General features: G+C 70.1%; 24 protein-coding genes and 1 tRNA gene. 10 read left to right on the top strand and 15 right to left on the bottom strand.

The window, feature by feature from the left end; genetic code table 11:
• Position 1 precedes the first annotated feature (1 nt).
• Genes ACIGEP_RS03995 through ACIGEP_RS03985 form a run of 3 tightly spaced genes read right to left on the bottom strand, consistent with a single transcriptional unit; the run spans position 2 to position 2,930 of the window.
• Complete coding sequence (locus ACIGEP_RS03995; RefSeq protein ID WP_396660327.1) at positions 2–913, bottom strand: type II secretion system F family protein; 912 nt, start codon at positions 911–913, stop codon at positions 2–4.
• Positions 910–1,770, bottom strand: a complete 861-nt coding sequence (locus ACIGEP_RS03990; RefSeq protein ID WP_396660326.1) for a type II secretion system F family protein — start codon at positions 1,768–1,770, stop codon at positions 910–912. Before ACIGEP_RS03990 ends, ACIGEP_RS03995 begins: the two co-directional genes overlap by 4 nt.
• The gene (locus ACIGEP_RS03985) at positions 1,767–2,930 is read right to left on the bottom strand and encodes a CpaF family protein (RefSeq protein ID WP_396660325.1); all 1,164 of its coding nucleotides are present in this window, start codon (positions 2,928–2,930) and stop codon (positions 1,767–1,769) included. Before ACIGEP_RS03985 ends, ACIGEP_RS03990 begins: the two co-directional genes overlap by 4 nt.
• A 131-nt stretch (positions 2,931–3,061) precedes the next feature.
• Here ACIGEP_RS03985 and ACIGEP_RS03980 point away from each other — a divergent pair.
• Positions 3,062–3,143, top strand: a tRNA-Leu gene (locus ACIGEP_RS03980).
• Between the two features lie 72 nt (positions 3,144–3,215).
• On the top strand, positions 3,216–3,986 hold the full coding sequence (locus tag ACIGEP_RS03975) for a DedA family protein (RefSeq protein WP_396660324.1): 771 nt from the start codon (positions 3,216–3,218) through the stop codon (positions 3,984–3,986).
• Here the strand turns inward: ACIGEP_RS03975 and ACIGEP_RS03970 are convergent, their stop codons facing one another.
• Entirely contained in the window at positions 3,987–4,865 is an 879-nt protein-coding gene (locus tag ACIGEP_RS03970; protein ID WP_396660323.1) for a Ku protein, read from the bottom strand.
• Positions 4,866–4,925: 60 nt separating this feature from the next.
• On the opposite strand from ACIGEP_RS03970, the gene ACIGEP_RS03965 reads away from it, so the two are divergent.
• A complete protein-coding gene (locus tag ACIGEP_RS03965; RefSeq protein ID WP_396660322.1) occupies positions 4,926–7,274 on the top strand; it encodes an ATP-dependent DNA ligase in 2,349 nt (782 codons plus the stop codon).
• Between the two features lie 6 nt (positions 7,275–7,280).
• Here ACIGEP_RS03965 and ACIGEP_RS03960 read toward each other — a convergent pair whose 3' ends face one another.
• The 5 genes from ACIGEP_RS03960 to murI all read right to left on the bottom strand — a co-directional run bounded on the left by ACIGEP_RS03960 (position 7,281) and on the right by murI (position 10,820).
• Positions 7,281–7,643 (bottom strand): bleomycin resistance protein, encoded by a 363-nt coding sequence (locus tag ACIGEP_RS03960; protein ID WP_396660321.1) that lies wholly within the window; start codon positions 7,641–7,643, stop codon positions 7,281–7,283.
• 17 nt (positions 7,644–7,660) lie between these two features.
• Positions 7,661–8,572 (bottom strand): cation diffusion facilitator family transporter, encoded by a 912-nt coding sequence (locus ACIGEP_RS03955; protein WP_396660320.1) that lies wholly within the window; start codon positions 8,570–8,572, stop codon positions 7,661–7,663.
• A 96-nt stretch (positions 8,573–8,668) separates the two neighbouring features.
• A complete protein-coding gene (gene rdgB / locus ACIGEP_RS03950) occupies positions 8,669–9,307 on the bottom strand; it encodes an RdgB/HAM1 family non-canonical purine NTP pyrophosphatase (protein WP_396660319.1) in 639 nt (212 codons plus the stop codon).
• Entirely contained in the window at positions 9,253–9,996 is a 744-nt protein-coding gene (gene rph / locus ACIGEP_RS03945) for a ribonuclease PH (RefSeq protein ID WP_396660318.1), read from the bottom strand. The genes rdgB and rph overlap by 55 nt, the downstream gene beginning before the upstream one ends.
• Positions 9,993–10,820 carry a glutamate racemase gene (gene murI / locus ACIGEP_RS03940; protein ID WP_396660317.1) on the bottom strand — a complete coding sequence of 276 codons (828 nt, stop codon included), beginning with the start codon at positions 10,818–10,820 and terminating at the stop codon, positions 9,993–9,995. The genes rph and murI overlap by 4 nt, the downstream gene beginning before the upstream one ends.
• 56 nt (positions 10,821–10,876) lie before the next feature.
• Between murI and ACIGEP_RS03935 the strand changes: the two genes are divergently transcribed.
• Complete coding sequence (locus ACIGEP_RS03935) at positions 10,877–12,205, top strand: nicotinate phosphoribosyltransferase (protein WP_396660316.1); 1,329 nt, start codon at positions 10,877–10,879, stop codon at positions 12,203–12,205.
• On the opposite strand, the gene ACIGEP_RS03930 is transcribed toward ACIGEP_RS03935, so the two are convergent.
• Genes ACIGEP_RS03930 through ACIGEP_RS03920 form a run of 3 tightly spaced genes read right to left on the bottom strand, consistent with a single transcriptional unit; the run spans position 12,184 to position 15,472 of the window.
• Entirely contained in the window at positions 12,184–12,450 is a 267-nt protein-coding gene (locus ACIGEP_RS03930; RefSeq protein WP_064001855.1) for a DUF3039 domain-containing protein, read from the bottom strand. The genes ACIGEP_RS03935 and ACIGEP_RS03930 overlap by 22 nt on opposite strands.
• Positions 12,451–12,491: 41 nt before the next feature.
• Positions 12,492–13,982, bottom strand: a complete 1,491-nt coding sequence (locus ACIGEP_RS03925; RefSeq protein WP_396660315.1) for a hypothetical protein — start codon at positions 13,980–13,982, stop codon at positions 12,492–12,494.
• A gap of 38 nt (positions 13,983–14,020) precedes the next feature.
• On the bottom strand, positions 14,021–15,472 hold the full coding sequence (locus ACIGEP_RS03920) for an ABC transporter ATP-binding protein (RefSeq protein ID WP_396660314.1): 1,452 nt from the start codon (positions 15,470–15,472) through the stop codon (positions 14,021–14,023).
• A 185-nt stretch (positions 15,473–15,657) separates the two neighbouring features.
• Between ACIGEP_RS03920 and ACIGEP_RS03915 the strand changes: the two genes are divergently transcribed.
• The 6 genes from ACIGEP_RS03915 to ACIGEP_RS03890 all read left to right on the top strand — a co-directional run bounded on the left by ACIGEP_RS03915 (position 15,658) and on the right by ACIGEP_RS03890 (position 22,293).
• Positions 15,658–16,347, top strand: coding sequence for an NTP transferase domain-containing protein (locus ACIGEP_RS03915; protein WP_396660313.1), 690 nt, complete (start codon positions 15,658–15,660; stop codon positions 16,345–16,347).
• 37 nt (positions 16,348–16,384) lie between these two features.
• Positions 16,385–17,206 carry a hypothetical protein gene (locus tag ACIGEP_RS03910; RefSeq protein ID WP_396660312.1) on the top strand — a complete coding sequence of 274 codons (822 nt, stop codon included), beginning with the start codon at positions 16,385–16,387 and terminating at the stop codon, positions 17,204–17,206.
• A 9-nt stretch (positions 17,207–17,215) separates the two neighbouring features.
• Positions 17,216–17,440, top strand: a complete 225-nt coding sequence (locus tag ACIGEP_RS03905) for an SCO4848 family membrane protein (protein WP_396660311.1) — start codon at positions 17,216–17,218, stop codon at positions 17,438–17,440.
• A 78-nt stretch (positions 17,441–17,518) separates the two neighbouring features.
• Positions 17,519–18,661: an acyltransferase family protein gene (locus tag ACIGEP_RS03900; protein WP_396660310.1), complete on the top strand. Its 1,143-nt coding sequence runs from the start codon at positions 17,519–17,521 to the stop codon at positions 18,659–18,661.
• Positions 18,662–18,691: 30 nt separating this feature from the next.
• Positions 18,692–21,229 (top strand): CDP-glycerol glycerophosphotransferase family protein, encoded by a 2,538-nt coding sequence (locus ACIGEP_RS03895; protein WP_396660309.1) that lies wholly within the window; start codon positions 18,692–18,694, stop codon positions 21,227–21,229.
• Positions 21,226–22,293, top strand: a complete 1,068-nt coding sequence (locus ACIGEP_RS03890; RefSeq protein WP_396660308.1) for a glycosyltransferase family 2 protein — start codon at positions 21,226–21,228, stop codon at positions 22,291–22,293. The genes ACIGEP_RS03895 and ACIGEP_RS03890 overlap by 4 nt, the downstream gene beginning before the upstream one ends.
• Positions 22,294–22,304: 11 nt before the next feature.
• Here ACIGEP_RS03890 and ACIGEP_RS03885 read toward each other — a convergent pair whose 3' ends face one another.
• The 3 genes from ACIGEP_RS03885 to ACIGEP_RS03875 are packed head-to-tail and all read right to left on the bottom strand — an operon-like array spanning position 22,305 to position 26,515.
• Entirely contained in the window at positions 22,305–23,747 is a 1,443-nt protein-coding gene (locus tag ACIGEP_RS03885) for a CDP-glycerol glycerophosphotransferase family protein (protein ID WP_396661012.1), read from the bottom strand.
• A complete protein-coding gene (locus ACIGEP_RS03880; RefSeq protein ID WP_396660307.1) occupies positions 23,747–24,988 on the bottom strand; it encodes a CDP-glycerol glycerophosphotransferase family protein in 1,242 nt (413 codons plus the stop codon). Before ACIGEP_RS03880 ends, ACIGEP_RS03885 begins: the two co-directional genes overlap by 1 nt.
• Before the next feature lie 42 nt (positions 24,989–25,030).
• Entirely contained in the window at positions 25,031–26,515 is a 1,485-nt protein-coding gene (locus ACIGEP_RS03875) for a S1C family serine protease (RefSeq protein WP_396660306.1), read from the bottom strand.
• Positions 26,516–26,630: the final 115 nt, after the last annotated feature.

Genomic DNA, 26,630 nt, shown 5'->3' with positions numbered 1-26,630 from the left:
GTCAGCCGACCCCGAGGCGCAGCATGACGATGCCCGGGAAGACGGCGAAGAGGACGCTCATCGGCAGCAGAAGGAACACGATCGGGAAGAGCATCGCGATCTCCTTCTTCCCGGCGCGTTCGATGAGCGAGCGTTTGGCGTCCTCGCGCGCATCCCCGGCCTGCGCCTGCAACACGCCTGCCAGCGGCGCACCGCGATCGATCGCCGCGACGAGGTGTTCCAGCGCCCGCGAGAGTGCGGGAACGTCGAGTCGTCGACCGAGATCGACGAGTGCGTCCGACAGGTTCGAGCCCGTGCCGCTGTCCAGGACGGCACGACGAATCTCGACGGTCAACTCCCCCGACCCGAGCTCGCCGACGCGCCGCAATGCATCACGGAGCCCTTCGCCGGCGGCGAGGCACAGCGAGAGGAACTCGAGCAGCGTCGGTAGCTCCTCCTCGACGCGCGCCCGGCGACGCCGACCCGCGGACGTCAGCCGCAGATCCAGCACGGCGGCAGCGGCGATCGCGGCCATCGGAGGGAGGACGACGGCGCCGGGACTCATCCGACCTGCCACGGCGAGCGCGACGAGCGCGACTCCGCCGGCGAGCGCCCCCAGGACGATCCAGGTGAGCTGACGAGCGCGGAACCCGGCGGCATCCTGTGCCCACCCCGCCTGACGCAACCGCTGATCCAGTCGGGCCGCTCCCCCGAGTGAGGCCACCAGACGGTCGCGTCGCATCCGCCAGTTCGATCCGGCTGGCTCCAGGGGCGTGAGGCCGCGAGGGTCGGCGATGTCCCGCAGATAGGGCGCGATACGTCGGGACAGCGTCGGGGCCGCCAGGCGAGGTATGCGTGTGGCGACGAGCGCGATCCCGGCGGCGAACGCACCGCCGAGCACGATGGCGAGCGCCATCTCGGTGACGCCGCTCACGCGAACCACCGCCGCGGCTCCGGAAGCCGACCGATGCCGAGCATGAGCCGGAAGGCGACGACCGACACGGCGGCCCCCAGCAGAATCACGGCCACCCCCTCGGGGCTGCTGTAGGCGCTCGCTCCCTCGGGGCGGAGGGCGAGCAGTCCGAGGATGACCCACGGCGCGACCACGCCGAGCACTGCGGCGCCGCGGATCCACGACTGACGCGCTTCGATCTCAGCCCGGAGCGCCGCTTCGGCCCGGACGGATGCGGACAGGGCACGGAGCACACCGGTGAGTTCGGTACCGCCGACCTGGCGGGCCATGCGCAGGGCCTCGATGATGCGATCCGCAACCGGATCCGCCAACCGCGCCTTCAGGCGCAGCGCGCTCGAGTCGAAGTGTCCCGACGCCGAGACGTCCGAGGCGAATGCGATGAAGGCGGGCCGGAGCGGCGGTGGACCGGCCTCCCCGAGCGCGGAGACCGCATCGGGCAGCGACATCCCGGATCGCACCGAGGCGACCAGCAGATCGCACACGTCCGGCCACAGCTGTCGACGACTCTTCTGCCGGCGCCGAGCGCGCCCGCGCAGCCAGGCGGCCGGCGCGAAGAATCCGGCGCCTGCGGCGACCGCAGCGAAGGCGGGCAGTGCTGTGACGAGCCAGACGACCGCTCCCGCCAATGCTCCCGACGCGCACGATGTCGCCACGAGGTGCCCGGGCGTGGCGTGGCCGAAGCCCGCGCTCTGCAGCAGCCGGGCGGATGCGCCGTCCCGCCGCTCGGGCGCGGGCGAGGCGGAACGCGGCGGCCAGAGCCAGGGCGCCAGGGCGAGCAGGATCCCGGCTGCCAGGGTGATGCCGAGGAGCGTGGTCATCCGCCGTCACCGCCGAACAGCGACCGGGTCTCGACGACGCCGTCGACGACGCGACCCGTCGGTGCGGCGACCTCCACGACGGCTCGCCGGCCGTCGGCATCCCGTCGGCAGTGGACAACCAGTCCGACGGAGGCGGCGATGGCGGGGAGGAGGAAGTCGCGATCGATGTTGCGCCCGGCGAGAAGCGGCAACGAGGCGAGCTTTCGGAGGGCGTCCCTGGCGGAGTTCGCATGGATGGTCGCCGCGCCGGGCACACCGGTGTTGAGGGCGAGGAGGAGATCGAGGGCCTCGGCGCCGCGGACCTCACCCACGACCAGTCGGTCGGGGCGCATGCGCAGGGCTTCCTTCACGAGACGGCGGAGGGAGACCTCGCCCGTCCCCTCGAGGCTGGGTTGACGCCCCTGCAGCGCCACCAGATCGGGTGCGTGCGCGTTCAATTCGAACGTCTCCTCGACGGTGACCACGCGATGATGCGCGGGGGCGGCCGCGATCAGGGCGCCGAGGAGCGTGGTCTTCCCCGCGTGGGTCGCGCCGGAGACGATCACGCTCGTTCCATCGCGCATCGCGGCGCGGAGGATCGTCGCCGCCTCGGGCCGGACCGAACCTGCGGCCACGAGGTCGTCGAGGGTGCGGAATCGGCTGAGGAACTTCCGGATGTTCACGGCCCAGTGCCGACGGGTGATGTCCGGGATGACGACGTGCAGGCGAGAGCCATCGGGCAGCGACGCGTCGACGAACGGCTGGCTGAGGTCGACACGGCGGCCCGTCGCGTGCAGCATCCGCTCGACGAGGTCACGCACCGCCGCGTCGGTCAGCACGATCGGTGCGCGCTCGCTGCGGCCCTCACGGGCGATGTAGACCTTATCGGGAGCATTGATCCAGATCTCCTCGACCTCGGGGTCATCCAGCAGCGCCTGCAGCGGCCCGTACCCCGCGACGGTGGACAGGATGTCGCGGACGGATGCCGCCTCGTCCTCGATGACGTCGACACCACGCGCCAGCGCGAAATCGTTGTGCCTGCGCACTTCGGTACGGGCGATGTACGCCGCCCGATCCGGGTCACGGGAGGGATCGACCTGCTCGCTGCGCAGCCGCTCGCGCACCCGCTCGGCGACCGCGGACTGCCCGCGGGTCAGCGAAGAGGAGGACGCGATGCTCATGGCCAGGGATCCTCGCAACCCCGCGCGTCGCGGCGCGGGAGTTATCCACACCGGGGCGCCTCATCCGCCGCCGGGAGTCGGGATACCCCTCTCAGGTGTCTCCCACCGCGCGCCCTAGACTGAACGGACCAGCGGGAGTGGTGAAATCGGCAGACACGCAGGATTTAGGTTCCTGTGCCTTCGGGCGTGGGGGTTCAAGTCCCCCCTTCCGCACGAGGCACCGGCGTGCCTCACACCTTGCGCCCATCCGTCGGCGGGATCACCGTCGCGACTCGAAGGACCTCCGTGCACCCCTTCGCACTGCTCCCGTGGCTGGACCCCGAGACCATCATCAACGCAGCCGGCCCGTGGGCCCTCGTGGTGGTCTGCTTCATCGTCTTCGCCGAGACGGGCCTCCTCGTCGGCTTCCTGCTCCCCGGCGACACCCTGCTCATCATGGCCGGGCTCCTCTCCAACCCCGTCACCCATGCGCCCAACGGCGTCTTCGGCATCAACGTCTGGGTCGTCGGTCTGCTGATCGGCCTGGCGGCGTTCCTCGGCGGTGAGGTCGGCTATCTGATCGGCCGCAAGGGCGGCCCGGCCGTATTCGAACGCAAGGAATCCGGGCTCTTCAGTCGGAGCAACGTCGAACGCACCAACGCGTTCTTCGAGCGCTACGGCGGCGTGACCGTCATCCTTGCCCGCTTCGTGCCGATCGTGCGCACCTTCGCTCCCGTCGCCGCCGGCGTCGGCAAGATGGCGTGGCACAAATATTCGCTGTACAACCTCATCGGCGCGGTGATCTGGGGCTTCGGTCTCACCGTCATCGGCTACCTCGTGAGCCTCATCCCGGGCGTCGGCGAGTTCGTCGCGGAGTACATCGACGTCATCCTTCTCGCCGCCGTGGCCGGCACGATCATCTTCATCGTCTGGCATTACTTCGCCGAGAAGCGCAAGGTCAAGCGCGAGATGGCAGCCGGCTCCGACGGCGTCACCGACAGCGCCGAAGCCCAGCAGCTCGTTCTCGAGCCCGAAGCGTTCGACGAGCGTCCCGACGGCGAGACCGGCCGCTCCTGATCAGGACGCCTTCTTCTTCGCGGGCTTCTTCTTCGTCGCCGCCGGCTTCTCGTCGGCGGCGACGTCCTTCTTCCCGGAACCCGAGTCGGCCCGGGCAGCGCGACTCTTCTCGACGCTCGCCCGCAACGCCTCCATCAGGTCGATGACCTCGCCACCGGCGGCATCGGTCTTCTCACCGAAGGTCTCCGCCGTGTCGAACGCGTCGCCCTTCTCGAGCTTCGCCTCGATGAGGGTGCGCAACTCCTGCTGATACTCGTCGGTGAACTCCGCCGGGTCGAAGTCGCTCGAGAAGCTGTCGACGAGGGATGCCGAGAGCTCGAGTTCCTTGCTCGAGATCTTCACCGGCTCATCCAGTACCGGGAACGACGCCTCCCGCACCTCGTCCGCCCACAGCAGTGTCTGCAGGACGAGGACATCGCCGCGCACACGCAGCGCGGCGAGGCGCGTCTTCTGCCGCAACGCGAACCGGACGATCGCGGTGCGGTCGGTCTGCTCGAGCGTCTGACGGAGCAGAACGTACGCCTTCGGGCTCTTCGAGTCCGGTTCGAGGTAGTAGGCCTTGTCGAGGGTGAGCAGGTCGATCTGCTCAGTGGGCACGAACTCGACGACCTCGATCTCGCGGCTCCGTTCGCTCGGCAGCGCCGCGAAGTCGTCGGAGGTCAGGACGACCGTGCGCTCGCCGTCGTCGTACGCCTTGTCGATGTCGGCGTAGGGGACGACCTCGCCGTCGATCTCGCAGATGCGCTGATAACGGATGCGACCGCCATCGGCTGCGTGCACCTGATGCAACGACACGTCGTGGTCCTCCGTCGCGGAGTACACCTTCACGGGGACGTTCACCAAGCCGAAGGTCAGGGCGCCTTTCCAGATCGCTCGCATCACACCAGTAGACACCCGTCACAGCCGGTTGCGACAGACCTTGCGCACTACTCTGGGCCCATGTCAGCCGCACCGCAGGACGTCGTCGTCGACGGACGGCGTCTGCGGCTCACGAATCTCGACAAGGTCATGTACCCCGGAACGGGGACGACCAAGGGCGAGGTCCTCGACTACCTCACCCGGATCGCGCCGGCGATGCTGCCGCACCTGGCCGGTCGCCCGGTCACCCGCATCCGCTGGCCGGACGGGACCGCCCAAGGGTCGTTCTTCGCCAAACACCTCGAGGCGGGTGCGCCGTCATGGGTGCGTCGGCGCCCGATCGAGCATTCGACGGGTGCGAAGGATTACCCGCTCGTCGACGGGGTCCCCACCCTCGTCTACCTCGCGCAGGTTGCCTCGATCGAGCTGCACGTGCCGCAGTGGCGCTTCGACGGCGACGGCGCGCGGCGGAACCCCGACCGCCTCGTCCTCGACCTGGATCCCGGGCCCGGCGCGGGGCTCGCCGAGTGCGCGGAGGTCGCCCGCTGGGCCCGATCGATCCTCACCGATCTGGGGATGGACCCCGTGCCGGTGACGAGCGGGAGCAAGGGCATCCATCTCTATGCACCGCTTGACGGCTCGCGCACGAGCGACGAGATCAGCGCCTTCGCGAAGGAGCTCGCCCGTCTGCTCGAAGCCGACCACCCCGACCTCGTCGTCAGCCAGATGTCCAAGGCCGCGCGGCCGGGAAAGGTGTTCCTCGACTGGAGCCAGAACAACGGCAAGAAGACGACGATCGCGCCGTACTCGCTCCGCGGCCGCGACCGCCCCACCGTCGCGGCGCCGCGCAGCTGGGACGAGCTCGACGACCCCGAGCTGCGCCACCTGCTCTTCGACGAGGTCCTCGACCGCGTTGCGGACCGCGGCGACCTGTTCGCGCCGCTCGCGCCGACCGACGCGGGGCCACTCACGTCCTACATCGCGAAACGCTCCGCGGCGAAGACGCCCGAGCCCGTGCCGGACTCCCCCGCGGGCGCGCCATCGGTCGGCACCGCGCGCTTCGTCATCCAGGAGCACCACGCTCGTCGACTGCACTACGACCTCCGCCTCGAACGCGACGGCGTACTCGTCAGCTGGGCGGTGCCGCGCGGCATCCCGGACTCCCTCTCGACGAATCATCTCGCCGTCATGACAGAGCCGCACCCCATGGAGTACCTGGAGTTCGCCGGCGAGATCCCGGCCGGCGAGTACGGTGCCGGATCGATGTCGATCTGGGACACCGGCATTTTCGCTCTCGAGAAGTGGCGCGACGACGAGGTGATCTTCACCGCCACGGGGCGCGACGACGGCCCCCTCGGCACCGCGCGTCTGGCGCTCATCCGCACGAGCGGCGAGGGCGAGAAGTCTCAATGGCTGCTGCACCGGATGAAGACGGATGCCGCGCCCGCCGCATCCGCTCCTCGGACGCCCGCCCCGGCGCCCATGCTCGCGACGACGTCCACCCCGCCGCTCGCCCGCGTCGCCGCCGCGCGATGGGGTGCATGGGTCGAGTTCAAATGGGACGGTGTGCGCGCGCTCGGAGTCTGGGACGGCCGGCACCTGAGGTTACGAGCGCGCAGCGGGGCCGACATCACGGATCGCTACCCCGAGCTGACGTCCGCACCAGGCTTCGGTTCCACCCCCTGCGTGGTCGATGGCGAGATCGTCGCCCTCGACCATCGCGGGCGTCCGAGCTTCTCGTTGCTGCAGCACCGCATGCACCTGACGAAAGCGCCGGAGATCGAGCGCGAGGCTCGCCGGATCCCGGTGCAGTTCATGCTCTTCGATCTGCTCGAGATCGACGGGACGGATGCGGCCCCGCTGCCGCTCGCGCAGCGGCGCGAGCTTCTCGAGGGGCTCGCCAGCGGTCTGGAGGAGCCGATCGTCCTGCCTCCCGTGACGGACGACGTCGACGCGGCCCTCGCCACGGCGCGCGCCCTGGACCTGGAGGGGATCGTCGTCAAGGACCCCTCGTCCGTGTACCTGCGGGGCCGGCGCAGCGAGCAGTGGCTGAAGGTCAAGCTGACGCTCATGCAGGAGGTGGTGATCGGCGGCATCCGTCCGGGCAAGGGCGGCCGGACGGGCGGAATCGGGTCGCTGCTGATGGGGATCCCGACGCCGGGCGGCCTGCACTACGTCGGTCGGGTCGGCTCCGGATTCGGCGACGCGACCCTCGCGAGGCTGGATGCCGCGCTCACCCCGCTCCGGACGGATGAGAATCCGTTCCTCGACGTCGGCCGGGCCGAGGCATCCGATGCGCTCTGGGTGCGCCCCGAGCTCGTGGGCGAGGTCGAGTACGCGGAGGCGACGCCGAACGGGACGCTGCGTCACGCGCGATGGCGGGGACTGCGTCCCGACAAGACTCCGGAGGACGTCCGGACGGGCGAGTGACCCGACTCAGCGGTTCTGGACGAGGGTGAGCTGCGTTCCGTCGGGGTCGACGAGGAACGCCACGCGCCCGCCCCACGACTCGACCCGGGGCGGATGAGACCGAGGGAAGCCGGTCGTCACCTCTGGCACACCCGCCTCTGCGAATCGCCCGTACCATCCGTCGAGATCGTCGACCCGGAGGCAGCACATGAACGAGCTCGAGAGCGGGTCGAGGTCGGGCGCAGGGAAGAACTCGAGCTGCACACCGTCGCGACGGAGGATGAGCCACCACTCGTCGCGGTACGACGCCTCGAATCCCAGGCGTCCGTAGAACGTCGAGGTGGCGTCGAAGTCTCGAGAGGGCAGGTTCGGGGTCGCCAGATCCACCATGTGTCGGTCCTTCCGGTTCAGGCGTGCGCGTCGTGTTCGACGTGACCGGCGGGCTCGAGCTGGAAGGTCGAGTGCTCGACGTCGAAGTGCCGCGACAGGCAGGACTGCAGACGGGACAGCAGGGCGCCCGCTCGATCGTCGGCGAAGTGGTCGGGGGCGACGACGACGTGGGCGGTGAACACCGGCGCCCCGCGCGTCAGCTGCCAGACGTGGACGTCGTGGACGTCGACCACACCCTCCGTCCCGAGGATGTGGTCACGGATGTCCGCGACCTTCGTCCCCGCCGGCGCCCGCTCCCCCAGCACGGCGAACACCTCGCGCAGCAGGCTGACGGCCCGCGGGACGATGAGCGCGGCGATCAGGAGGGACGCCACGGCATCCGCCGGCATCCACCCTGTGAGCCAGATGACCCCCGCCGCGATGATGACGACCACGGAACCGAGGAGGTCGCCGAGGACCTCGAGGTAGGCGCCGCGCACGTTGATGCTCGTGCGCTGCGCGGCGCTCAACACGTACAACGAGACGCCGTTGGCCACGAGTCCGATCACAGCGACGACGAGCATGGGCAGACCCTGCACTTCGACGTCCGCCGGGTTCACCAGCCGTCCCATCGCCTCGACCGCGATCCATCCGCCGAGGACGATGAGGATGACGGCGTTGAGGAGCGCTCCGAACACCTCGGCGCGCTGGTAGCCGTATGTCTGGCGTTCGTCGGCGGGCCGCGCCGCGACGGATGCCGCGATGAGCGCGATCACGAGGCCCGAACTGTCGGTGAACATGTGTCCGGCGTCGGCGAGGAGCGCGAGCGACCCTGTCAGGATCGCCCCGACGAGCTGGACGACGAGGACGGTCGCGGTGATGCACAGCGATACGGCGAGCAGGCGACGGGGGTGTCCTCCCCGGATGCCGCTCGGCGCGTGATCGTGCATACCTCGAGGGTAGGGCGGCTCGGTGCCCACCTCGGCGGATTCACCGAACTCGGGAATGAGTCCGATTCTCAGGCTCAGCCGGCCCGCGGCTCGTCCTTAGAGCGCGGCGAGCAGAAGAACGAGCGCCTCGAATGCACGGGCACGATGCGACGTCGCGTTCTTCTCGGCGGCCGACAGCTGCGCGGCCGTCCGCCCCTCCGCGTCGTCGGGCAGGAACACGGGGTCGTACCCGAACCCGTTCTCACCCGCAGGCGCCGTGGCCAGGCGACCCGGCCACACACCCTCGACCACGTGCTCGTCGCCGCCGGGAACCACGAGCGCGATCGTCGAGACGAACTGCGCCGTGCGGTGGGGTTCGGCGATGTCGGCGAGCTGATCGAGGAGGAGTTCATAGTTCGCGACGTCGTCCTTGCGATGCCCGGCCCAGTAGGCCGAGAAGACACCGGGCGCGCCGCCGAGCACGTCGACGCTGATACCGGAGTCGTCCGCCATGGCCGGGAGCCCGGTGTGCGCGGCGGCCGCACGCGCCTTGATCAAGGCGTTCTGCGCGAAGGTCACACCGTCCTCGACCGGCTCCGGACCGTCGTAACCGACGACCTCCAGATCAGGTCGAGTGGCGGCGACGATCGCCCCGAACTCCTCGACCTTGTGCGCGTTGTGGGTCGCGAGGACGATGCGGCTCACGCACGCTCCTCCGCGAGCACGGCGAGCTGGATGTCGCGCAGGTCGCCGCATCCGTTCACCCCGAGGTCGAGCAGCGCGTCGAGCTCGCGTTTGTCGAAGGGCGCGCCCTCTGCCGTCCCCTGCACTTCGACGAACAGCCCGCGGCCGGTCACGACGACGTTCATGTCGGTTTCGGCACGGACGTCCTCGACGTAGGCGAGATCGAGCATGGGTTCCCCGTCGATGATCCCCACCGACACCGCCGACACCGAATCGATCAACGCCTTCGCGTTCTTCCCGACGAAACCCTTCGCCCGACCCCACTCGATCGCGTCGGCGAGGGCGACGTACGCACCCGTGATCGCCGCGGTGCGCGTGCCGCCGTCGGCCTGCAGGACGTCGCAGTCGATGACGATCGTGTTCTCACCGAGCGCCTTTGTGTCGACGACCGCACGCAGCGCGCGACCGATCAGGCGGGAGATCTCGTGCGTGCGGCCGCCGACCTTGCCCTTGATCGACTCGCGGTCGTTGCGGGAGTTCGTCGCACGGGGAAGCATCGCGTACTCGGCGGTGACCCACCCCTTGCCCTTGCCCGTGAGCCACCGCGGGACGCCGTTGGTGAAGGATGCCGTGCACAGCACCTTCGTTCCGCCGAAGGAGACGAGCGCCGACCCTTCCGCATGCGCACTCCATCCGCGTTCGATGGTGACGGGGCGCAGCTGATCGACGGCGCGGCCGTCGGCTCGGGTGGTCTCGGTCATGAGGTCTCCTTCGGTAGGTCGATGGCGCCGGTCTGGACGAGGCGCACGGTGCTGACACCGCGCCCCATCAGCCGGTCGGCGAGGCGGAGGAAGTCGTCGGCGGAGTCCCCTGTCGCCTCGTACACGTGGGTGGGTTCGGCATCCGCACCGGCCAGCAGGTCGCGGGAGACGAGTTGACGGTAGACGTCCTTGGCGGTCTCGGTGTCGCTCGAGACGAGCGACACGTCGGGACCCATCACATAGCTGATGGCGCCCTCGAGGAACGGGTAGTGCGTGCAGCCGAGCACCAGGGTGTCCACCCCGGCGTGACGCAGGGGTGCGAGGTACTCCTCGGCGACCCGCAGGACATCGGGCGTGTCGGTGACGCCTGCCTCGACGAAGTCGACGAAGCGCGGGCACGCCTGTGCGAAGACGCTCAGGCGTTCGTCGACCCCGAGCATGTCCTGATAGACGCCCGAGCCGATGGTGCCCTCGGTGCCGATGACGCCGATCCGACCGTTGCGCGTCGTCGAGACGGCGGTGCGGACCGCAGGGCCGATGACTTCGACCACGGGAACGTCGTACCGTTCCCGTGCGTCGCGCAAGAGCGCGGCCGACGCGGTGTTGCACGCGATCACGAGCATCTTCACGCCGTCTGCGACCAAGGCGTCGAGCACCTCGAGGCCGAAACGCCGCACGTCGGCGATCGGCTTGGGCCCGTAGGGCGAGTGCGCGGTGTCGCCGATGTAGAGCACCGACTCCCGCGGCAGCAGCTGCGAGACCGCCCGGGCGACGGTGAGACCGCCCACTCCGGAGTCGAAGATCCCGATCGGTGCGTCCGTCACGATCGTCCAGCCTAGTCTCGCGCGGCGGCCTGTTCGCGCGCGGATAGAGTGACCGCATGGGCATCTCCACGGCGCTGCTGACCGACCGCTACGAGCTCACCATGCTGGATGCCGCGCTCCGCGACGGCAGCGCGAGCCGGCGCTGCGTGTTCGAGCTCTTCGGCCGTCGGCTGCCGGGCGGGCGCCGGTTCGGAGTGGTCGCGGGAACGGGCCGACTGCTCGCCGAACTCGCCGACTTCCGCTTCGACGAGGCGGAGCTCGCCTTCCTGCGGGACAACCGCATCGTGAGCGTCGAGACCGTCCGCTACCTCGAGGACTACCGCTTCAGCGGAACGATCCGCGGGTACCGCGAGGGCGAGCTCTACTTCCCGGGATCGCCCCTGCTCACGGTGGAGGGGTCGTTCGCCGAGGCGGTCATCCTCGAGACCCTCGCCCTCAGCATCCTGAACCACGATTCTGCGGTCGCGACCGCCGCCGCGCGTATGAGCATCGCCGCGGGCGACCGTCCTCTGGCCGAGATGGGCTCGCGACGCGCCGCCGAGCGATCCGCCGTCGCCGCTGCACGCGCCTCGTACATCGCCGGCTTCTCAGCCACGAGCAACCTGGAGGCCGGGCGCACCTGGGGCATCCCGACCATGGGGACAGCCGCCCACGCCTGGACGCTCCTCCATGACACCGAGGAGGACGCGTTCCGCAGTCAGATCGAGGCGCTCGGCACCGACACGACACTGCTCGTCGACACGTACGACATCCGCCAGGGCGTCGACACCGCGATCCGTGTGGCGGGCACCGGCCTCGGCGGCGTGCGCCTGGACTCTGGCGACCTCCCCACCGTCGCCGCATCGGTGCGCGAACAGCTCGACGAGCTCGGTGCCACCTCGACCCGGATCACCGTGACGAGCGATCTCGACGAGTTCGCGATCGCCGCACTCGCAGCATCCCCCGTCGACGCATACGGTGTCGGGACGTCCGTCGTCACCGGTTCGGGCACGCCTACGGCGGGCATGGTCTACAAGCTCGTCGCCCGCCAGGGTCAAGACGGCGGGTGGGTCTCGGTCGCGAAGGCCTCCACCTCGAAAGCCTCCGTGGGCGGGCGCAAGGCAGCGTTCCGCACCCGGGTCGACGGGGTCGCGACGAGCGAGCTGATCGCCGTCGCCGCTGGTTTCGATGAGGTCGACACGCCCGCTGCGCACCCCGATGCCCGACCGTTGCAGGTCGTCCTCGTCGAGGGCGGAACCGCGGATGCCGCCCACCTCGGACCCGTCGGCGTCACCGCCGCGCGCGATCATCACCTGCGCGTGCGGGAAGAACTCCCGGTGAGGGCCCTCGCCCTCAGTCGCGCCGACCCGGCGCTGCCCACGGTCTACGAGGTCAGCGAGGCGTAGATCTCCTTGCACGTGGGGCAGACCGGGAACTTCTCGGGATCGCGACCGGGCGTCCACTTCTTGCCGCACAGCGCGCGCACGGGCTTGCCCGTGATGGCCGATTCGAGGATCTTGTCCTTCTTGACGTAGTGCGAGAACCGCTCATGGTCGCCCGGCTCGATGGACTCCTCGCGGATGAGCTCCTCGAGTTCGCGGTCGAGTGTGGCGAGGCCGCCCTGATCCGGGCTGTCGATCGGCGTGCTCATTCCCCCGAGTGTACTGCCGGTCGGGCGGGCACGGTCGGGCGTCAGAGGGTTTCTGCGAACTCCATGATTCGGCTCGTGCGGTGCTCGAACACCATCCCGCCGATCACGATCCCCGCCGTCAACACGACGGCGCCGACGCCGATTCCGGTCCAGAACGACGTCCATGCTGCCCGTTCGTCTCCGCCCAGGCCCAGCCACCCCGACCAGAGTGCTGGCGCCGAGAGGACGATCGATCCGAACAGAACCACGGCTTGCGCGGCGGAACCTCCCGTCCGCTGCGGCTGCTCGAACGGACCCTCGCCCGGACGGGACACCGCGTAGGGTGCCGCCACCGATGCGATGGAGCTGAGCCCCAACCCGGTCGCGAACAACGAGACGCACACCCCGACGAGGGCCGGGAGGATCGCCCACCGTCCGTGCAACCAGACCGCGCCGGTGATCGCGAGCGCCAACAACGGCACGCCGAGCAGGAGCACCGGCACGAGTCGCCCCATCCGATCGGCGACACCACGGACGCCGGCGGAGATGTGCAGCCAGACGCCGGTCGAGTCGTAGGCCACGTCGTTGTGGACGAGCCAGCCGAGGAACAGCGCGAGGATCGGCGGCGGGATGAGCGCCACCGTCGAAAGCGGCACTCCCACGACCAGAAGAGGGAGCACGATCAGGAGCGAGGCGATCGGCACGACGACGACGTTCGCGAGGTGTCGCGGATCGCTCGACCAGTAGACGATGCTGCGGGCGGCGATCGCGCCGCCGGGAGTTCCGGGCATGACCGCGAACCATCCGAGGCCTCGGCGTTCGCGCACGGACACTTCGCGCTCGGTCGCGCTCATCATGGTCGCGACGAGCACCCGCCAGACCGCCGCGAGCGCCGCGATCGTCAGGACTGCGACGAGGACCGAGACGACGAGAGCGCCTCCGGTGCGCAGCGGGATGGCGACGGCGGCTCCGAGCGGCGTGACGGCCAGGACCTCGGCCGCCCCGGAAAGCGGGGTGGGCAGCCCGCCGGACCATTCGAGCGAGAACGCGAAGACCGCCATCGGGATCACGACGATCGCCGCTGCCGTGACCAGCAGACCCGTGAGCTGCGGAGACCGCCTGTCACGCAGGGCGAGGGCGGAGACGGCCATCGCGCACCGCGCCGCCAGCAGGGTGGTCACGACGAGCAGAAGCGCGGCGACGACCGCCAGGGCGGGCGATGCCCCGTGACCGGTCCAGGCCACGACCATGGCGACGGCCACGGCGATCACGACGAGTCCGGGGAGTCCGAGCGGGGATGCCGCCACCACAGACCACGCGACCGTACGAGGGTCCGCTCCCGTCACGACGAATCGGCGCGGGTCCAGCGGGTCGTCGGCGCCCGTGAAGAGTGGAAGGAGCAAGAAGCCGCCGACCAGAAGGGAGCCCCCGACGACGATAAGGGTCGCGGCATCGGCATCCGGGACACGATCGAGGCGGACGAGGGCGACGCACACGGCCGCCACCGCGATCGCCAAGACCCCGAAAGCCGCGAGGCGACGGAGGAGCACCATCGGGCGCGCGTTCAGTGAGCCCGCAAGGAGCGCGAGTCTCAGTCGGAGTACGTGTGCAACCACTCCAACCCCTCCACGTCGCTGAGGCCGCCGGACAGTTGGACGAACCGCTCCGCGAGGGTGTGGTCGCCACGCACCTCGTCCACCGAACCCTGAGCGAGCACCTGACCGGCCACGATGACGGCGACGCCGTCGCAGACGCGCTCGACCAGTTCCATCCCGTGGCTCGACAGGACGACGGTGCCGCCTCGCGAGACGTACGCCGTCAGGATGTCGAGGATGACCTCGCTGGAGACCGGATCGACGGCCTCGAACGGCTCGTCCAGCACGAGGAGCCGAGGAGCGTGGATCATCGCCCCGGCGAGCATGATCTTCTTCGTCATTCCCGCGGAGTAGTCGGAGACCGGTCGGACGAGTGCCGCGGTGAGATCGAAGGCGCGCGCGAGATCCTCGGTGCGTTCGGCGACCACGGCAGGACGCAGACCGCGCAGGACGCCGTAGTAGTGGAGCAGCTGCCGGCCCGTCAGGCGGTCGAATGTGCGGAGGCGATCGGGCAGGACGCCCATGAGCGACTTCGCCGCTCGGGGGTCGCGCTGCAGGTCCACGCCGCCGACGACGATCGTCCCGGCGTCGGGCCGCAACAGACCCGCGATCATCGACAGAGTCGTCGTCTTTCCGGCGCCGTTGGGGCCCACGAGTCCGTAGAACGTGCCCGCCGGGATCTCGAGATCCACCGCGTCGACCGCTCTCGTCCGGCCGAACGACTTCGACACTTTCGAGAGGAGAAGCGCCGGCGCCGGCGCGCCGTCGGATGCCTCGATCTCATCGATCGCAAGGACGGCCGTCGCCGGTTCCTCAGCGGCGTCCGTCGCAACGTCCGCATCCTCGTCGCGCTCGACGATCGTGGCGGGCTCGGGCTCGGGCTCCGGCTCCGGCTCCGGCTCAGGCTCAGGCTCAGGCTCAGGCTCAGGCTCAGGCTCAGGCTCAGGCTCAGGCTCAGGCTCAGGCTCAGGCTCAGGCTCAGGCTCAGGCTCCGGCTCCGGCTCCGGCTCCGGCTCCGGCTCAGGCTCAGGCTCAGGCTCAGGCTCAGGCTCCGGCTCCGGCTCCGGCTCCGGCTCCGGCTCAGGCTCCGGCTCCGGCTCCGGCTCCGGCTCCGGCTCCGGGTCAGGCTCCGGGTCAGGCTGCACGCCGTCCGTGTCCGGCTCGAGGTCCGCGGCAGCATCGGCTTCACCGAGGTCCGACTCGCCGGCGGCATCGTCCGCGGGCAGGACCTCGGGCGCCTCGGCGTTCACCGCATCGGCCCCCGCGGGTCCTGTGACGGGGAGGCCCTCCTCGATGCGCGCGGCCGCGACGGCGGCGGGGATCTCGGGCTTGGGCGGAAGCGACGACGTCTCCGCGTCGGTGGGAAGAGGGGGCGGCGGCGGGACCGCGGCCGCGGCGCCGGACACGGGAGCCTTCTTGCGGGGCGGTCGTGTCTTGGGAGGCGTCACTCCTCAAACCTAGCAAGCCACGATCCCGGACTTCCGGCATCCGTCGCCCGGCGCCGCACTATCACGAATGCACAACGTCGGGCCAGGATACGGGCCCTTTTCAGGTGACACCGATAACATCTCAGACGGCACGAAGATGTGTCTTTCCGATGTACGGACAGTGACCACATCGTCAGGAGCACCACGTGACCAAGATCGTCATCCTCGCAGCCGGTATGGGCTCGCGGCTCGGCCGCAGCCTGCCCAAGCCGCTGACCGCGCTGAGCGACGGTCGCAGCATCATGGGTCAGCAGCATGACAACATCCACGCGGCATTCGGGCCGAAGGCTCGCATCACCACGGTCGTCGGCTACCGCGCTGAGACCATCGTCGAGGCCTTCCCCGACGTCGACTACGTGTACAACGACCGCTACGACCAGACCAACACGTCGAAGAGCCTCCTCCGCGCCCTTAAGGCCACCGGGAAGTCGGGCGTCCTCTGGATGAACGGTGACGTCGTCTTCGACCCTCGCGTCCTCGGGCGCGCTCTCGCGCTCATCGAAGCGGAGCAGTCGTTCGTCACCGTCAACACCTCGAAGGTCAGCGACGAGGAGGTCAAGTACACCGTCGACGCGAACGGCGACATCGCCGAGCTCTCAAAGACGGTGGTCGGCGGCCTCGGCGAAGCGGTGGGGATCAACTACATCTCCCGCGCCGACAAGCCGGCGCTCATCGCCCAGCTGACGCAGGTCGACAACCAGGACTATTTCGAGCGAGGCCTCGAGCTCGCGATCGCAGAGAACGGTCTGAAGCTGCAGCCGCTCGACATCTCCGACCTCTACGCGGTCGAAGTCGACTTCGCAGAGGACCTCGACCGGGCGAACCTCTACGTCTGAGACAGCGGGCGACGCGGGCCGCGTCGCGAGATCCACCATGGGCGATGTGCCTCGCATCCATTCGCTGCCCGCCGACGCGCCCTGGGCGGGAGGCCTTCCCCCAGAGGGCTCTGCCGAGCACCCGTGGCTCATCCGGATGCTGGATCGAGTACTCACCGTCCAGCGGCCGGCGGTCCTCGCGCATCTGCGGACGATTCGAGCACGGCACCCGGAGGCGACCCCAGCGGAAATCAGCCGTGTCCTCGAGCGTCGCTACCTCGCAGCCGTGACCACCGGTGGGGCAGCCGTCGGGGCTACCGCCGTCGTTCCGGGTATCGGCACGGGTGTGACCCTCGCGCTCAGCGGAGCTGAGACGGTCGGCTTCCTCGAGGCGACGGCCCTCTTCGCCCAGTCGCTGGCCGAAGTACACGGCATCCGCGTCAACGACCCCGACCGTGCGCGCGCACTCGTCCTCACGTTGATGGTGGGGCGCGAGGGCGTCGACCTGGTGAGTCAGTTCGCGCGGCAGGTGAGCGGCACGGGGCCGACCCGCGACGCCTACTGGGGCCAGATGATCACCACCTCCTTGCCTCGCGCGGCGGTCGGACCGCTCATCGACCGCCTGAAGGGAGCTTTCCTGCGCCGATTCGCTGCCCAGGGCGGCGCATCGATTCTGGGCCGTGCGCTCCCCTTCGGCATCGGAGCGGTCATCGGCGGCGGCGGCAATCACCTGCTGGGTCGGCGTGTGATCGTCGGTGCGCGGCGTGCTTTCGGACCGGCGCCCGTGGACTTCCCCGCGGAGTTGGGGACGGTCGAAACGCACGGATCGTCGCGGCCGCGGCGCAAGCTGCGGGGCGCCCGACGCGAGCTCGACGGGTAGCGTGGCCGCGTGCTCGTGCTCCTCATCACGCTCCTGATCCTCAACGCCCTCTTCAACCTCCTGGTCTGGCCGACCTTCTTCCGTCGCGTTGCGCGCGACGCCCGGGCCCGCGATCCACAGGGCCGCCCGACGCGATTCCTGATCGTGCACGCGGTCCTCATCGGCGTCGCACTCCTTCTCGCGGTTGTCTCGTCGGTGACCGCGATCCTGGCCGCGGTCGGCGTCGGCGTCTGAGCCGGACGGGGTCTGCACACCCTGCCCGGGGCGCGCAAGTGGTGTGGATGCCCCGCGAACACTGACTAGCGTTGTGGAGTGGTCACGACTCCCTCGCAGCAGCCGTCCGGCCGGATCCAGAGCCTGGACGGGCTTCGCGGGGTCGCTGCGCTCGTCGTCCTCCTGCATCACTGGCTGCTGATCGCCGAGCCGCTCCTCGAGGGGACGGTCAGTTGGGCCGTCATCTCCCAGTCCCCCGTCAAGCTCCTCACGGCGGGCAATGAGGCGGTCCTCGTCTTCTTCGTCCTGTCCGGTCTCGTGGTCGTCCTGCCGGTGTTCCGCGAGAACTTCTCGTGGATGGGTTTCCTGTCGGCGCGGGTCGTCCGCCTGTACGGTCCCGTGATCGCCTCGCTTGCGCTCAGTGCGATCCTCATCCTGCTGGTGCCGCGCGACCGCTCCACCATGCCGGAGGGCTCCTGGATGGCGGAGACGCATGCCGACAGCGTGTCGGTGGGGTCGTTCTTCGCGCAGGCGTCCCTCGTGCCGCGCCAATACCCCCTCAACAACCCGCTGTGGTCGCTCCACTGGGAGTTGCTGTACTCCATCGTCCTGCCGCTCGCGACGGCACTGGCGCTGCTCGTGCGTCGTCACGCGCTCACTGCGGTCATCGTCTGTTGCGCCTTGAGCGTGGCGGGACGCCTGTTCGAGCAGAGCGAGCTGCTGTATTTCCCGGTCTTCGTGATCGGCACGATCATGGCTGCGCGCATGCCCGACCTGCTCGCTTGGGTGGAGCGCCCGCGCCCGCGCTGGTTCATGCCGCTGTTCACCCTGGTGAGCGTGTTCATGCTGATCGGCAGCTGGCTCGCCCGTCCGATCTTCCCCAGCGGCACCGACCTCAACCACCTCCTCTGGGCCTTCGCCGCCCCGGGCGCCGCCGGCATCGTCCTCGTCGCCCTCGCATGGCGGCCGGCGATCCGACTGTTCGAGACACGCCCGATCCAGTGGCTCGGCAGGATCTCCTTCAGCCTGTACCTCGTGCACGTGCCTGTGCTGGCGACACTGGCCTTCGCCCTCGGCTCGGAGGCCTGGGCACTGGTCGGCGCGCTCGGTGTTCCGCTCAGCCTGCTCGTGGCCTGGGGGTTCTACGAGGCGGTCGAAGCTAGAATGCACAAGGCGGCGCGACGCGTTCACCGAGCAGTTGCGGCGCGAGCGCGTCGCCGGGCCGGAGAAGTCGCGCCCTGATCTGCCGTCGACGAGAGCACAGCACCCCTCATGCGTTCGCCCCTTCCGCCCGCCGTCACCCGCGCCATCCGATCCCTGCTCACCCGCGCCAAGCGGGTCCCGACCTCTGAGCTGATCGCCTGGGCGCGCTCGCGACCCATCCAGCACCGCACCGTCCTGTACGAGTCCTTCGCCGGCAACGGTGCCCTCTGCAACCCCGAGGCGATCTTCCGATCCCTCCTCGCCGACCCCGACTTCGCCGACCTCACTCACGTCTGGGCGATCACTGACGCGAATGCCGCCGCCGCGATGCGCGCGGAGTTCGCGGCGGACCGACGCGTCGTCATCGTGACCCGCGGCAGCGGCGCCTACTGGCGCGCGGTGTCGACAGCGGGTTACCTCGTCAACAATGCGACCTTCCCGCCGGCGTTCAGCAAGCGGGTCGGGCAGGTGTACCTGAACACCTGGCACGGCACGCCGCTGAAGCTCATGGGTTTCGACATGCCCGGTGGTGCGAGGGAGTCGGCCAACACCCTCCGCAATCTGCTGAACGCCGACTACCTCCTCGCTGCCAATCCGTTCATGGCCGAGACGATGTACGAGGACGCCTACCAGCTGCGCAACGTGTACCGGGGCGCGATCATCGAGGAGGGGTACCCCCGGATCGATCGGCAGCGGATGAGCGATGCCGATCGCCTCCGGCGCACCGCCGACCTCGGAACGGCTCTCGGCGTGGACCTGACGGGCAAGCGCATCGTGCTCTTCGCTCCCACGTGGCGCGGCAGCTCCTTCCAGGCACCGGACGCCGACCTCGCCCATCTGGCAGACCAGGCAGCCGGCCTGCAGCGCGAACTCGGCGACGAGGCGATCGTGCTTCTGAAGACGCATCAGGTGGTGCACCGCGCGGCGAGCCGCATCCCCGCCCTCCGGCGGCTGCTGGTGCCGAACACGACCCCGACGAACGTGCTCCTGGGCCTCGCCGACGCACTCGTCACCGACTACTCGTCGATCTTCTTCGACTACCTCGCGACGGGTCGGCCGATCGGGTTCCTCGTCCCCGACGGCGATGAGTACGGCGCCGAGCGGGGCACCTACATGCCGCTCGACGAGCTTCCCGGCCCCGTGCACACCGTCGCCGAGGGGCTCGGACGCGAGCTCGCGAGCCTCCTGGCACCGGGCGCCGATGCGCACCCGCGCTATGCGGAGTGGGCGCGCCGATTCGTGCCCTACGAGGACGGCGCAGCCACCTCCCGGGTCATCGACATCGTCTTCCGCGGACAGACGGCCGACCGCCGCGTCCGCCCTGTGCGACGCGACGAACGCCCGCGCTTGCTCTTCTACCTCGGCGGCATGCGCCTGAACGGGATCACGACCGCAGCCGTGAACCTCCTCAACTCGCTCGACCCCGAGCGGTACGACGTGACGGCGCTGATGGCGTTCCCGCGTGGGGCGACGACGAAACACAATCAGTCGCGACTCGATCCGAGCATCCGGCAGGTCTTCCGGCTCGGCGGGATGAACGGCCTGAAGGCGCGACAGCTCATGCGTCGTGTCGCCGATGTCAGCACCGACCCGCTGCGTGCCCACCGGAGGCTCGGACACCGAACGCTCTGGCGGGACGAGTGGACGCGCATCTTCGGATCGGCCAAATTCGACTGGGTGGCCGACTTCAGCGGGTACAGCCCCTTCTGGGCGCATCTGATGCTGCACTCCCCGCGCGCGGTGCGGGCCATCTGGTTGCACAACGAGATGGTCGCCGATCGCGACCGGACCGTGAACGGCCGGCAGCCCTTCCGCAGATCGCTCGGTCGCGTGTTCGCCATGTATCGCGCCTACGATCAGCTCGTCTCCGTCTCCCCCGCTCTCACCGACCTCAACCGCGCCGAGCTCGCGGAGTACGCGCCGGGCGACCGGTTCGTGACTCTGCGCAACCTCCCCGACCTCGTGTCGACCGCCGAACTCGACGAACGAGACGAGGAGGGCGAAGCTCCGGAGGAGGATGCTGCGCTCGGCGAGACGCTCGACGCCGCCCTCGCGGTGCCGGGTGTCCGCCGGTTCGTAACCGTCGGACGACTCTCCACCGAGAAGAACCATGCCCGCCTGATCCGCGCCTTCGGGATGCTGTCGGCGACCGAACCCGAGCTCCAGCTGCTCATCGTCGGCGGTGGGCCTCTGCGCGCCGACCTGGAGCAGCAGGTCCGCGACGCGGGCCTGACCGGCCGTGTCATCCTCACGGGACCCCTGCGCGACCCTGCATCCATCATGCGACGCTGCGACTGCTTCGTCCTCTCGAGCGACTACGAGGGGCAGCCCATGGTCCTCATCGAGGCCGCGCAGCTGGGTCTGCCGATCGTCTCGACCGCGTTCGGCTCCGCCCGCGGCGCCCTCCCGGGTGACGACATGCACATCGTCGACCGGGACGATTCCGCCCTGGCCGCCGGCATGGCGGACTTCCTCGCGGGGCGGGTGCCACCGGCATCCCTCGACGTGGCGGCGTACACCTCCGAAGTGCTCGCCCAGTTCGACAGCCTCATCCCCCGCACCTCCGCCTCGAACGGCTCGGCCACGCGATCCCCGGGTCTTCCGTGACGCTCGACGCGCCGGTCCCGGCGCCCGGGTCGGGCGTCACGTTCGTGATGCCCGTCCTCAACGAGCGCGACTATCTCGAGCGCGCCGTCCAGACCGTCCTGCTGCAGGACGTGGACGGGCCCGCGGAGCTGATCCTCGCACTGGGGCCGTCGACCGACGGGACGACGGAGCTCGCCCGGCGGCTCGCCGAACGGGATGACCGCATCCGGCTCGTCGACAACCCGCGGGCCGACATCCCGGTCGCCCTGAACCTTGCCATCCGCGCTGCGCGGCACCCCACGATCGTGCGGGTGGACGCACACTCCGAACTCGCACCGGGATACACCCGACGCGCGCTCGCCACGCTGGAGAGGTCTCGAGCCGCGAACGTCGGCGGCGTCATGCGCGCGGACGGGCGCACACCGTTCCAGAGGGCCGTGGCGATCGCGTACAACTCCCCGATCGGCCTCGGCGGCGGCGCGTACCACGTCGGAGCGCCGGAGGGTCCTGCGGAGTCGGCCTACCTCGGCGTGATGCGCCGCGAGGTGCTCCAGGAGGTCGGACTGTTCGACGAGACGATCCGCCGGGGTGAGGACTGGGAACTGAACCTCCGCATCCGCCGAGCCGGGTATCGCGTGTGGTTCGACCCCGACCTCGCCGTGACGTACTGGCCGCGGGAGAGCTGGGTGCGGCTGGCACGGCAGTTCCTGGCGACCGGGACATGGCGCGGCGAGCTGGTGCGTCGGTTCGGGCGCTCGAACTCGCTGCGGTTCTTCGCGCCGCCGGCGCTGGTCGTCGCCGTCATCGCGAGCATCGTGCTCGGCGCACTGCAGGGTGCCGGCGTCGTGGGCGGAGCGTTTTCCGCGGTCCTGTCGGTGATCCACCTCCCCGTCGCGCTCTACGTCCTCGGCATCATCGCGTTCAGTGTCGTGGCGGGACGAGCGCTCCGGGAGCGTTGCTGGCTCGTGCTCGTCCTGCCGACGATGCACCTGGCCTGGGGGGCCGGGTTCCTCGTGGGCGTGGTGCGGGGGGCGAAGGACACAATCGACACGTCTCGTCTCGATCGGAACACGCCGCTCCCCTGATCGTCGGAGGGTCAGCCTCGCGCGATCATGCCCTGATCGAGCAGGCGGGCGACGACCCGTTCGGCGGCGCGACCGTCGTCGCGAGCGTTGAACCTGGCCGCCCACGACGCGTACCGAGATGCGAACCTCTCCGACGCCGAGGGGTCGATGAGTGCCGCCGTGAGCTCCTCCTGGGTCGAGGTGAGAGGACCGGGGGCGCGTTCGGACAGATCGAAGTAGAACCCTCGCAGTCGGCCACGGTAGTGCTCGAGGTCGGGGACGAAGAAGTAGACCGGCTTGCCCGTGGCGGTGAAGTCAAACATGACGGACGAATAGTCCGTGATGAGCGCGTCCGCTGCGAGCAGGAGCTCCGAGATGTCGGGGTACCCCGTGACGTCGATCACACGGGCGCCGCTCGCATCGGCACCCGGCAGGAGCGTTCGCGAGTGTCCGCGCACGAGGACGATGGCCCCGGCATCCTTGGCCAACTCCTCCAGGTCGAGGAAGTCGACCATCTGCTCGCGGTCGTCCCGCCAGGTCGGTGCGTAGAGGACGACCCGCTCCTGTCCGGCGACACCCAGTCGGCGACGGACCGCGTCCCGGTCCCCCGAGACGAGGATGTCGTTGCGGGGGTATCCCTCCACCCACACGGGTCGTCGCCCGAAGGCGTAGGCCGAGGTCAGGATGCGCGCCGCATACGGATTCTGCGCGAGCAGTACGTCCCACCGCCGGCTCTCGCGGATGACGGCGAGACCCCGCCGGGGATCGAATCCCGGGCGATCGAGGGCGAGCCGCTTCAGCGGGGTGCCGTGCCAGGTCTGCAGGACACGCTGGCCCGGGCGCCGGACGAAGCGACGACGCAGCCAGTCGTTGACCACGAGCAGCCTCGCCGCTCCGCGGGCACGCCACCACTCCGGTGAGCCCTCGACGACGGGCACAGCCCCGGGAGGCACCTCCACCGAGAGGTCGACGACGCTCCAATACCGCGTCACGGTGGGGGCGACACGCGCGATCTCGGCGTCGATCGCTCGCGGGTTGCAGCTGGCGTTGCGTCCGTAGAAGCTCTCGAAGAAGACCGCGTTCTCGAGGTCGCCGGAGCGCCCGGCGTAGGCGCGCTCGAGTGCGGCCTGACCCGAGGGCGTCCCGTCCGCCTCCGTCCGCGGCGGTCCCACCAGCAGCCGCCCGTCGCGGACCTCGACGGCGAGGCCCTCCGTGAGAGTCCGCCGCAGCGGAGCGACGTCGCGGGCGGCGAGCTCGTGGTCGTCGAGTTCCAGGCGATAATGACCGCTCGGGAGAGGGAGCTCCGAGCCGCCCCACCGCGACACACGCAACGGGAGGACAGCGCGCCACCCGGCATCCGTCCCGGTGGGAATCGCCTCCGACACCGCGCGGGGGCCGACCGCGCGGAGGACCGCGGGGACGGGGCCGACCCCTTCGAGGGCCACGGCGTCGTGCGGGAGGAGCGTCCCGGTGATCACGGATGCCTCCTCGCCCCGCGGGCCGCGAGCCCCCGCCGGATCGCGCCGTAGACCCTCTCCGCGTTGCGACCGTCACGGAAGGCGTGCACGCGGGCGCTCAGCGCCTCGGCTCGCGCCACGCGCCGGGACCGCTCCGCATCGTCGCTCAGGACGGCGGAGACCTGCCTCATCACCTCGGACCAGTCCTTCGCGACATCGTCGCCGGCCACGTCACGGTAGCTCCCGTAGAAGCCCCGCGTCTCGGCGTAGCGTTCCTCGTCGGGGGCAAAGTAGACCACGGGCAGCGGGATGAGGGCGGTGTCGTAGACGAGGGACGAGTAGTCCGTGACGAGCACATCGAACGCGGCGAGAGCGGGTGTCACGTCGGCCAGCAGATCCGATCCGAGAAGACGGATGCGGCCGTGCGAGGGATCGGCACGGTACTCCCCCGCGCCGAGGGGATGCGACCGCACCACCAGCACGGCGTCGACGCGCGCCAGCGCGGCCTCGATCAGCTCGCGTTCCGCGGCGGACGGTACGGCCGGATCCGCCTCCCCGTCACGCCACGTCGGCGCGTACAACACGAGCCGTGTGCCGTCGGTGGCGCCGAGGAGCTCGTCGACGGCGGATCGTGCCTCTGCGGCATCCCGTCCGCGCGTCAGGACGTCGACCCGCGGCTCTCCGGTCACGGGGACGCGGTCGTGGCCGAGCCCGAACGCCGATTCCAGCCGACCGCGGACGAGGTGGGATGCCGCGGGCAGGAGACGGATGCGGCGCTGCGTGCTGCGGTAGGCGGCCTGCAGGAAGCGGGCGAGCCCCGGGAGCGCGATCGGAGCGCGCGCGGTCACCGGCGAATCGAGTCCGAGTCGCTTCAGCGGGATGCCGTGCCACAGCTGCACGAGGTAGGACCCGGACGTCGCGTAGCGGTTCACGTCGCCGGAACCGTGCGTGACGATCACGACGCGTGCCCGTGCGGTGAGCCAGAAGCCGCGGAGCCCACGCTTGGGCGCGGATGCCATGCCCGCCCGTCGCGCGGCAACGGCATCCTCGTCGGTCCCCGTCAGCCAGAGGACCCGCTCGCCCGCGGCGGACGCGACCTGCCAGAGCGCGAGGGCACCCTCGCCGACCCCGATCGCCGACCCGAACACCCACAGGTCCCGCGAACGCGGGATCACGCGGGTCGCCACGAGGCCCAGAAGGTGCAGCGGGAGCCTCATCACCTGGGCGGCATTACCCGACGCGAAAGAGAACGACCCCACCCCGCGAGCCTAGCGCGGGGTGGGGTCGTCACTCGGATGCCGCTACTCGGTGAGTTCGCCGAGGGTCACATCGGCGCTCAGTGTCTTGCCGTCACGGACGTAGACGAGGCTGGCCTTCGCACCGGCCGCGAGGGCACGCACCTGGGCGGTCAGATCGGTGGCGTCGCGCACAGGCACGCCGTCGAACTCCGTCACGACGTCGCCCGACTTCAGACCCGCCTGGGCCGCCGCGCCGCCCGAGGTGACGTCACTGATGAGGGCACCGGCGATGTCGCTGTCCTGCGCGTCGGCTGCGTTTCCGACCATGGCGCCCAGCAGGCCGTGGGTGGCCGAGCCGTCGGCGATGATCTCGTCGGTGACGCGCTTGACGATGTTCGCGGGGATCGAGAATCCCACACCGATCGAGCCCGCCTCGCTCGAGGACGAGGAGCCGCCCCCGGCGGTCGCGATCGCCACGTTGATGCCGATCAGGTCGCCCTTGTCGTCGACGAGGGCACCGCCGGAATTGCCCGGGTTGATGGCGGCATCGGTCTGGATGACCGCGATGGAGATCGTGCCCGACGAGCTCGAGCCGCCCTGCTGTCCCTGACCGAAGTCGAACTGGAACGGGGACTCGCCGTTCTGCCCCTGGTCCTGCTGCTGCTCGCCCGAGTCGGGGACGGCCGAGGAGGCGATCTGGATGGAGCGGTTGAGCGCGCTGACGATACCCGTGGTCACCGTGTTGGAGAGGCCGAGCGGGGCGCCGACGGCGACCGTCGTGTCGCCCACGTTGAGCTTGCTCGAGTCGGCGAACGTGATGGGCGTCAGTCCGGTCGCGTCCGTCAGCTTGATCACGGCGAGGTCGTAGATCGGGTCGGTCCCGACGACCGTCGCGTCGTAAACCTTGCCATCGGAGGTGGTCACGCGCAGCGCGACGTCCGAGCTCGCGCCGTCGAGCGTGACGACGTGGGTGTTCGTGACGACGTAGCCGTCGGAGCTGAGCACCACGCCGGAACCGGTGCCCCCGCCGCTGGAGGATGTCGCGCTGATCGTGACGACGCTCGGGAGGGTCTTGGCCGCGATCCCGGTGGTCTGGTTGACCGTGTCGGGGTCGTTGACGGTGACGGTCGTCGATCCCTGCGAGACCACGGAGGTGCCGTTCGCGGCGAACATGTCGTTGCCGATGGCTGCTCCGCCGAGCCCCGAGACCGCACCGACGATGGCGGCGGCGACGAGGACCGCGACGATCTTGCCGGAGCCGACCTTGGCGTCGGTGGTGCGGGACGCGTGCGTGTCGGTCGGCTGTGCGGAGAAGCTCGCGCCGGCGGCGTGGTGGCCGGCCGTCTGCGGGTGCTGCGCCGCCTGCGGGTGCTGCGCCGTCTGCGGGGCGTGGGCGAACCACCCGTTACCCGGCTGGGGAGTGCCCGACTCCGCCTGTCCGGGCGTGCTCGGAGCGGGGTGACCGGTCGCGCCCGAGTCGGGCAGCGGCGGACGCGGCGGCACGGGGGCGCCGGAGGTGTTCGGGTCGGGGGTGTTCGAATCGCTCATGGGACTGCTCCTTCTTCGAGGCGACTTCAGAGTGCTCCCGGAGTCTGTGGACCAGCTATGCCGACCCTCCGATCAGCCTATGGGAGTGGATGACGCCCGGGGTCGTCCGCGCGGG

It is taken from the genome of Microbacterium sp. NPDC077663, from assembly GCF_044542795.1.
Classification (GTDB): Bacteria; Actinomycetota; Actinomycetes; order Actinomycetales; family Microbacteriaceae; genus Microbacterium.
The sequence above is the reverse complement of the archived record's forward strand: the minus strand, read 5'-3'. Positions and strand labels throughout refer to the sequence as shown.

What these genes read in the sequence shown, in the direction of transcription:
- ACIGEP_RS03990 (WP_396660326.1), bottom strand. Translation starts at nt 1,770, where the DNA reads ATGACCACGCTCCTCGGCATCACCCTGGCAGCCGGGATCCTGCTCGCC.
- ACIGEP_RS03985 (WP_396660325.1), bottom strand. Translation starts at nt 2,930, where the DNA reads ATGAGCATCGCGTCCTCCTCTTCGCTGACCCGCGGGCAGTCCGCGGTC.
- ACIGEP_RS03970 (WP_396660323.1), bottom strand. Translation starts at nt 4,865, where the DNA reads ATGCGAGCGATCTGGAAAGGCGCCCTGACCTTCGGCTTGGTGAACGTC.
- ACIGEP_RS03965 (WP_396660322.1), top strand. Translation starts at nt 4,926, where the DNA reads ATGTCAGCCGCACCGCAGGACGTCGTCGTCGACGGACGGCGTCTGCGG.
- ACIGEP_RS03960 (WP_396660321.1), bottom strand. Translation starts at nt 7,643, where the DNA reads ATGGTGGATCTGGCGACCCCGAACCTGCCCTCTCGAGACTTCGACGCC.
- ACIGEP_RS03955 (WP_396660320.1), bottom strand. Translation starts at nt 8,572, where the DNA reads ATGCACGATCACGCGCCGAGCGGCATCCGGGGAGGACACCCCCGTCGC.
- rdgB (WP_396660319.1), bottom strand. Translation starts at nt 9,307, where the DNA reads ATGCGGCGACCTGCGCGACATCCAGCTCGCCGTGCTCGCGGAGGAGCG.
- rph (WP_396660318.1), bottom strand. Translation starts at nt 9,996, where the DNA reads ATGACCGAGACCACCCGAGCCGACGGCCGCGCCGTCGATCAGCTGCGC.
- ACIGEP_RS03935 (WP_396660316.1), top strand. Translation starts at nt 10,877, where the DNA reads ATGGGCATCTCCACGGCGCTGCTGACCGACCGCTACGAGCTCACCATG.
- ACIGEP_RS03930 (WP_064001855.1), bottom strand. Translation starts at nt 12,450, where the DNA reads ATGAGCACGCCGATCGACAGCCCGGATCAGGGCGGCCTCGCCACACTC.
- ACIGEP_RS03925 (WP_396660315.1), bottom strand. Translation starts at nt 13,982, where the DNA reads ATGGTGCTCCTCCGTCGCCTCGCGGCTTTCGGGGTCTTGGCGATCGCG.
- ACIGEP_RS03910 (WP_396660312.1), top strand. Translation starts at nt 16,385, where the DNA reads ATGGGCGATGTGCCTCGCATCCATTCGCTGCCCGCCGACGCGCCCTGG.
- ACIGEP_RS03895 (WP_396660309.1), top strand. Translation starts at nt 18,692, where the DNA reads ATGCGTTCGCCCCTTCCGCCCGCCGTCACCCGCGCCATCCGATCCCTG.
- ACIGEP_RS03875 (WP_396660306.1), bottom strand. Translation starts at nt 26,515, where the DNA reads ATGAGCGATTCGAACACCCCCGACCCGAACACCTCCGGCGCCCCCGTG.